Source organism: Pedococcus sp. NPDC057267, assembly GCF_042668795.1.
Taxonomy (GTDB): Bacteria; Actinomycetota; Actinomycetes; order Actinomycetales; family Dermatophilaceae; genus Pedococcus.
In genome coordinates this window covers 24,283-30,448 of the sequence record NZ_JBHUYG010000048.1, presented here as the reverse complement: position 1 = coordinate 30,448, position 6,166 = coordinate 24,283, and the positions used below count along the sequence as shown (strand labels likewise).

Sequence of the window (6,166 nt, the reverse complement as noted above, 5' to 3'; positions counted from 1 at the left end):
ATCCGCCACGTGGGTGATCGTCGCCCCGCTCGAGGGGTCCTCCACCGCGATCGTCGCCCCATCGGAGGAGTCCCGCCACGACCCCCCGATCAACAAACCCTTCGGCACGGACTCGATGAGCGACTTCTGGTTCACGCGGTGACCTCGGTGTCGGACGTGGTGCTGGACGTGGTGCTGGCCGGGGCGACCTCGGGGATGATCTTCTCGGCCCGGAGCTCGGCGAACAGGTCGCGGAACGACTGTGCCGAGTCCTGGTAGTCGAGGAAACCCAGGGAACGGCTCTTGCCCATGTCCGCGAAGGTCTCGACCGTGCGCCCCAGGTCGGCGTCGGTGTGCCACCAGGACGCGAGGTCCGACGCGGCGTACTCCTGCAGGCCGTGCTCGGAGACCAGCCGCGCCCACACTTCGTCGGCGTGACCCATCCGGTCCCGCAGCGGCGTGGGGTGCCCCGGGTAGGGCGCAGCCTCCACGCCCAGCGCAGCAGCCACGCGCGGCCACATCTGCCGCCAGCGGAACACGTCGCCGTTGACGGTGTTGAAGGCCTCGTTCCTCCCGGCCGCCTCCGACGTCGACCAGGCCACGTGACGGCCGAGGAGCCTCGCGTCGGTGAGGTCCGTGACACCGTTCCACTGCTCGGGGCTGCCGGGGAAGACGAAGGGCTCGCCGGTCGCGCGGCAGATCGAGCCGTAGATCGCGAGCGTCACGCCCATGTTCATGGCGTTGCCGAGCGCGTAGCCGATGAGCGTGTGGGGACGGTGCACCGACCACGTGAAGGAGTGCCGGTCGGCCGCCTCGAACAGGATGTCCTCCTGCACGTAGTAGAAGTTCTGGAACGGCAACCGCCCCTGCTCCTCGCGGAAGGGGGTGTCGGCCGGCGCGCTGGCGTAGGCCTCGAAGGGACCGAGGTAGTGCTTCAGGCCGGTCACGAGCGTGGCGTGGGTGAGCTGGTTGCTCGCGCAGACCACGTCGAGGGTGTTCTGCAGCATTGCACCATTGACCCTGCAGTTCTCCGCCTCGGTCGCCTGCCGCTGCCACGTGGCGAACACCAGGTCGGTGATATCGCGCCCCTCGAGGGCACCCCGCAGCGACTCCGGGTCGAGCACGTCGGCATACACGTGCTCCACGCCGGGAAGTTCGTACCGCCGGGACCGCGCCAAGCCGATGACGCCGAATCCCTTGTCGCGCAATGCGATGGCTGAGTGGTACCCAGCCATTCCGGTCACTCCGACCACCAGGGCGGTGCGGTTCATGGGCGTCTCCTGTCAGGGTGGGGGCGCATCCGCGCGGCCCGGGACGGCCGACGGGCGCGGGCTCGTCGTCATGGTGCCGGGCACTGGACGCTAGCGTCAAGTGTCAGTTAACATCCGCTCGTCGACCACCGCACCACGGGAGGAGGAGCGCGCCATGACAGGTCGCCTCGAGGGAGTCCGCGTCGCGATCACGGGCAGCGCCAGCGGCATGGGGAAGGCCTTTGCACTCGGCTTCGCCCGCGAGGGTGCCCGGGTCGGGGTGCTCGACCGCGACGTCGAGGGTGCCAGGGCCGTGGCGGATGCGATCACGGACGCCGGCGGGACCGCCGTCGGCCTCGCGGTCGATGTCACCGTCCGCGGTCAGGTCGCCGCCGCGCTGGACGAGGTCGTGTCGCGCTGGGGTGGGCTCGACGTCATGTTCAACCTCGCCGGCCTCAACGTGCCGATGCACCTGCTCGACGTCACCGAGGAGAACTGGCGGACGATCATGGACGTCAACGCACTCGGCACCCTGATCTGCATCCAGGAGGCGGCGCGGCGCATGATCCCCGCAGGCGGGGGCAAGATCGTGAACACCTCGTCCATCGCCGGCCGACAGGGCTACCCCAGCTTCGCTCCATACTCCGCCAGCAAGTTCGCCGTCAACGCACTCACGCAGGCGGCCGCCCGCGGCCTGGCCGAGCACAACATCACCTGCAACGCCTTCGCGCCCGGCGTCGTCGTCACGCCGCTGTGGGAGCGCCTGGACGAGGACCTCGTGGCGATCGGCGACGCCGAGCGACCGGGGGAGGCCATGGCTGCCTTCTCCGCCGACATCCTGCGCGGGCGCCCCGCGCAGCCGGACGACCTCCTGGGCACGGCGCTCTTCCTGGCCTCGTCGGACTCCGACTACCTCACCGGCCAGGTCCTCATGGCCGACGGCGGGATGGTGCTGGTGTGATGCGCGCAGTGGAGCGTCGCGTCGGCGCCGTGCGGCGCGACCGTGCGGGTACGGTGACGGCGTGAGCGAAGGGGCGGTGTCGATGCCGATGAGCCAGCTGGGGCCGCGGCTGCGCGAGGCGCGGACGAGGGCCGGACTGTCCCTGCGTGCGGCCGCCCGCGAGCTCGGGGTGTCCCCGTCCTTCGTGTCCCAGATGGAGAACGGCAAGTCGCAGCCGTCGGTCGCCACGCTCTACTCGCTGGCCCAGCTGTTGGGTGTGTCGGTGGACGAGCTCTTCGCCGCGGAGACCCCCGACCCGGGTCCCGGGGCCGGTCCATCGGGCGACGATCACGCAGGGACCGTGGAGCCCGGATCGCACCACGGCGCGGACTCGTCGGGCCGCCCGGCCGCGCGCTCCGACTTCGGGTCGCCGGTCACCGCATTCCCCCGCCAGGGCAACGGCCGGGTCTCGGTGACACGCCCCGGGGAGCGGGCCCGACTGGAGATGAACACCGGCGTGGTCTGGGAACGGCTGGCTGCCAACACCGGACCGGACTTCGACTTCATGGAGATCGTGTACCCGCCGCACAGCAGCTCCACCTCCGACGGGACCATGCTCCAGCACGCGGGGTACGAGTTCGGCTACCTGCTGGAGGGTGAGCTCGAGATCACCGCCGGGTTCGACGTCTTCACGATCCGTGCGGGCGAGGCCATGGGGATGGACTCCTCGCTGCCGCACCTGCTGACCAACCCCGGTGACGTTCCCGCCCGGGGCATCTGGTTCGTCGCCCACCCGCGCTGATCCCACCGGCTGCCGCCGCCAGGGCGCAGGAGCCGACGCGAGGCCGCAGCAGCAGGACAGCGTTGCCCGCCGCGGCCCCACCGTCGAGGCCCCACCGTCGCGGGCCCTCCCGCCGCCTCGGCGTCCCAGCGATGGACACCGTGGCTTGACGATCCGGCATCCCCGTAGTTAAGTGCCCGTGAACATAGGCCGGTCCTCGCGCCGGTCCTGACAGCGACGTCAGCCCCGAAGAGGTGTCCATGAAAGCCCTGCAGTTCACCGGTCCCTCCGCCTACGCGGTCAACGAGCTCGACATCCCCCGCATCGCCGAGGACGAGGTGCTGCTCGCCAGCCGCTCCGTGGGCGTCTGCCACTCCGACATCGAGCTGCTCGAGGGGCGCTACATCATCCCCTTCGAGTACCCGGTCATCCCGGGGCACGAGTGGGCGGCCGAGGTCGTGCAGGTCGGCTCGCAGGTGGACGGGTTCCGCCCGGGCGACCGGGTCGTGGGGGAGTGCGTCATCGGCAACGACCACTTCGGCTTCAGCATCAGCGGCGCCGCGGCGGAGTTCTTCGTCGCGAAGGCCGCCTGGCTGCACCACCTGCCCGATGAGCTGAGCTGGACGCAGGGTGCCCTCGTCGAGCCCTTCAGCTGCGGGTACTACGCATCCGTCCGCGCGGACAACCTCGACGCCAGCGACACGGTGCTCGTTTACGGGGCGGGGCCGATCGGTCTCGGAGTCGTCGCGGCCTGCGTCGGCCGGAACGCCAGGGTGCTGGTCGCCGAGCCGACCGAGGCGCGAGGCCAGCTGGCCCGCACGCTCGGCGCCGAGGCGGTGCTGGACCCGACGGCCGACGGATTCGCCGAGGAGGTCAAGGAGCAGACGGCCGGCCACGGGCCGTCCGTCGTCATCGAGGCGAGCGGGCAGCCGCAGGCCATGGCGTCCGCGCTGGAGGTGGCCGCCTTCCGCGCCCGGCTCGTCTACGTCGGGATCGACGTGGGGCGTTCGGTCCCCGCGCAGCTCGGCCTCTTCCAGTCCAAGGAGCTGCAGGCCCGAGGCATCATCGGCTCGCCGGGTGTGTGGCCGCAGACGCTGCGGTTCCTGGCCCGCGCGGGCGTCGACCTGACCCCCCTCGTCACGGCGCAGGTGCCCTTGGCCGAGGCGGACCGCGGCATACGCACCGTGCTCGAGGACAAGACCCAGGTCAAGGTGCACCTGACCTCCGACGCGGCCCTCTGAGCCGGACCACGACGAGGAGACGACGATGCGCGCAGGAGTCCTGTACTCGGCCGGCGACCTGCGGGTCGAGGACGTTCCCGAGCCCGTCCCCGCCGAGGGCGAGGTGCTGGTGGAGGTGTCGTACAACGGGTTGTGCGGCACGGATGCGACCGAGTACTCCAAGGGGCCGATGATGGTCCCGCTCACGACCCATCATCCCGGCAGCGGACACCTGGGCCCCACCATCCTCGGCCACGAGTTCGTGGGGCGCGTGGTCTCGGCCGGTGCGGGGGCGCAGGAGTGGGTCGGCAAGCGCGTCGCGAGCGGTGCGGGGGTCTCCTGCGGCAGCTGCGCGTGGTGCCTGCGCGGACGCACGAACCTGTGCCGGTCCTACTACACGCTCGGGCTCTCGACCCACGGCGGCCTCGCGGAGCGCGTCTGCGCCCCCGCCTCGACGCTCGCCGAGATCCCGTCCGACCTGCCCGATGTCGAGGCCGCGCTCGCGCAGCCGCTCGCCGTCGGCCTCCACGCGGTCACGCGGTCGGGGGCTGCGCCGGGGGAGACCGTCGTCGTGATGGGCGCCGGGGCCATCGGCTCGTTCATCCTCGCCGGCCTCCGCGGGCACGACGGCGAGGTCGTCGTCGCCGACATCGACCCCGCCCGTCTCGCTGCTGCCGAGGAGCTGGGTGCCACCCGCACCATCCAGATCGAGCCCGGTACGTCGGGCGCCGAGCTGGGTAGCGAGGTCGGCCGGCCGGTCGACCTCGTCATCGAGAGCGCGGGCGCCCCCGGCTCCGCCGCGAGGGCGCTCGACCTCGTGGCGCGGGGCGGACGTGTGCTGCTCGTCGGCCTCTCCAAGGAGCCGCAGGAGCTCGCCCTCGCCGGGGTCGTGCTGCGTGAGGTGGACATCGCGACGACGGTGGCGCACGTCTGCGCCACGGACCTCCCGCGGGCACTCGACCTGCTCCGTGACCGGCCTCTCGGCCGCCTCCTCGGGGTCACCGAGGTGCCGCTGGATGCCGTGGTCGAGCAGGGGTTCCGCCCGCTGTCCGCCGGCACGGCGGGCGGCAAGATCCTCGTGGCACCCAGCCGTGGCTAGGGTCGCCGTCCTCGGAGCCGGCCGCATGGGTGCGGCCATGGCCGTCCGACTCGTCGACCAGGGGCACTCGGTCGTCCTCTGGAACCGCACCCGGGCGCGGGCCGACGCGGTGGCCGAGTCGAACCCGCTCGTGGCCGTCGAGGACCGCCCCGAGGACGCCGTGCGCGGCTGCGAGGTCGTCCTGTCCGTCCTCGCGGACGGCACCGCGACCCGGGAGGTGCTGCTCGACCCGGCCGTCCTGGACGCCCTCGACCCTACGTGCGTCGTCGTCGACCACGCCACGAGCGGTCCGGACGCTGCCCGAGTTCTCGCGACAGGACTGTCCGCACGGCACATCGCCTTCCTCGACGCCCCGGTCTCCGGGAGCATCCCGGCAGTCCAGGCCGGCACCCTGCTCGTCATGGCAAGCGGTGCCGCCGCGGACGTCGAACGTGCCCTACCCGTGCTGGAAGCGTTGGCGCGCAAGGTCGTCCGCGTCGGCGACGCGGGAGCCGGGCAGGTCATGAAGCTGGCCGTCAACCTCGTCCTGCACGACCTCAACGCCGCGATCGCGGAGGCGCTCCAGCTCGCCGAGGCCGCGGACATCGCGAGGGACGACGCGTACACCGTCTTCCAGGAGAGCGTGGTCGGGGCGCCCTACGTGCAGTACAAGCGTGCGGCCTTCCTCGACCCCGGGACTCCGGTCGCCATGAGCCTCGCCCTCGTCGAGAAGGACCTGCGCCTCGCGACAGGGCAGGCGCGCGCGCTGGGGCGGCCGGCCCCCGTCACCGAGGCGGTGCTGCAGGCCGTGCGGGCCGCGGTCGGCGACGGTTTCGGTGCGCGCGACATGGCCGACCTGAGCCGGTACGACGGCCGGGCTCCGGGTGCCCCCTCGCGCTGAGTCCACTCCGCGATTCC

At 72.1% G+C, this 6,166-nt stretch carries 6 protein-coding genes; 5 read left to right on the top strand and 1 reads right to left on the bottom strand.

Annotated elements, in window-relative coordinates:
* Positions 1-131: 131 nt before the first annotated feature.
* A complete protein-coding gene (locus ACFUC1_RS11835) occupies positions 132-1,250 on the bottom strand; it encodes an SDR family oxidoreductase (protein WP_379119905.1) in 1,119 nt (372 codons plus the stop codon).
* Positions 1,251-1,404: 154 nt separating this feature from the next.
* Here ACFUC1_RS11835 and ACFUC1_RS11830 point away from each other — a divergent pair, with 154 nt between their 5' ends.
* The 5 genes from ACFUC1_RS11830 to ACFUC1_RS11810 all read left to right on the top strand — a co-directional run bounded on the left by ACFUC1_RS11830 (position 1,405) and on the right by ACFUC1_RS11810 (position 6,149).
* The gene (locus tag ACFUC1_RS11830; RefSeq protein ID WP_379119903.1) at positions 1,405-2,190 is read left to right on the top strand and encodes an SDR family NAD(P)-dependent oxidoreductase; all 786 of its coding nucleotides are present in this window, start codon (positions 1,405-1,407) and stop codon (positions 2,188-2,190) included.
* A 61-nt stretch (positions 2,191-2,251) separates the two neighbouring features.
* Positions 2,252-2,971, top strand: coding sequence for a helix-turn-helix domain-containing protein (locus ACFUC1_RS11825; protein ID WP_379119902.1), 720 nt, complete (start codon positions 2,252-2,254; stop codon positions 2,969-2,971).
* 239 nt (positions 2,972-3,210) lie between these two features.
* Complete coding sequence (locus tag ACFUC1_RS11820; RefSeq protein WP_379119900.1) at positions 3,211-4,191, top strand: zinc-binding dehydrogenase; 981 nt, start codon at positions 3,211-3,213, stop codon at positions 4,189-4,191.
* 25 nt (positions 4,192-4,216) lie between these two features.
* A complete protein-coding gene (locus ACFUC1_RS11815) occupies positions 4,217-5,269 on the top strand; it encodes a zinc-binding dehydrogenase (protein ID WP_379119898.1) in 1,053 nt (350 codons plus the stop codon).
* Entirely contained in the window at positions 5,187-6,149 is a 963-nt protein-coding gene (locus tag ACFUC1_RS11810) for an NAD(P)-dependent oxidoreductase (protein WP_379119896.1), read from the top strand. The genes ACFUC1_RS11815 and ACFUC1_RS11810 overlap by 83 nt, the downstream gene beginning before the upstream one ends.
* Positions 6,150-6,166: the final 17 nt, after the last annotated feature.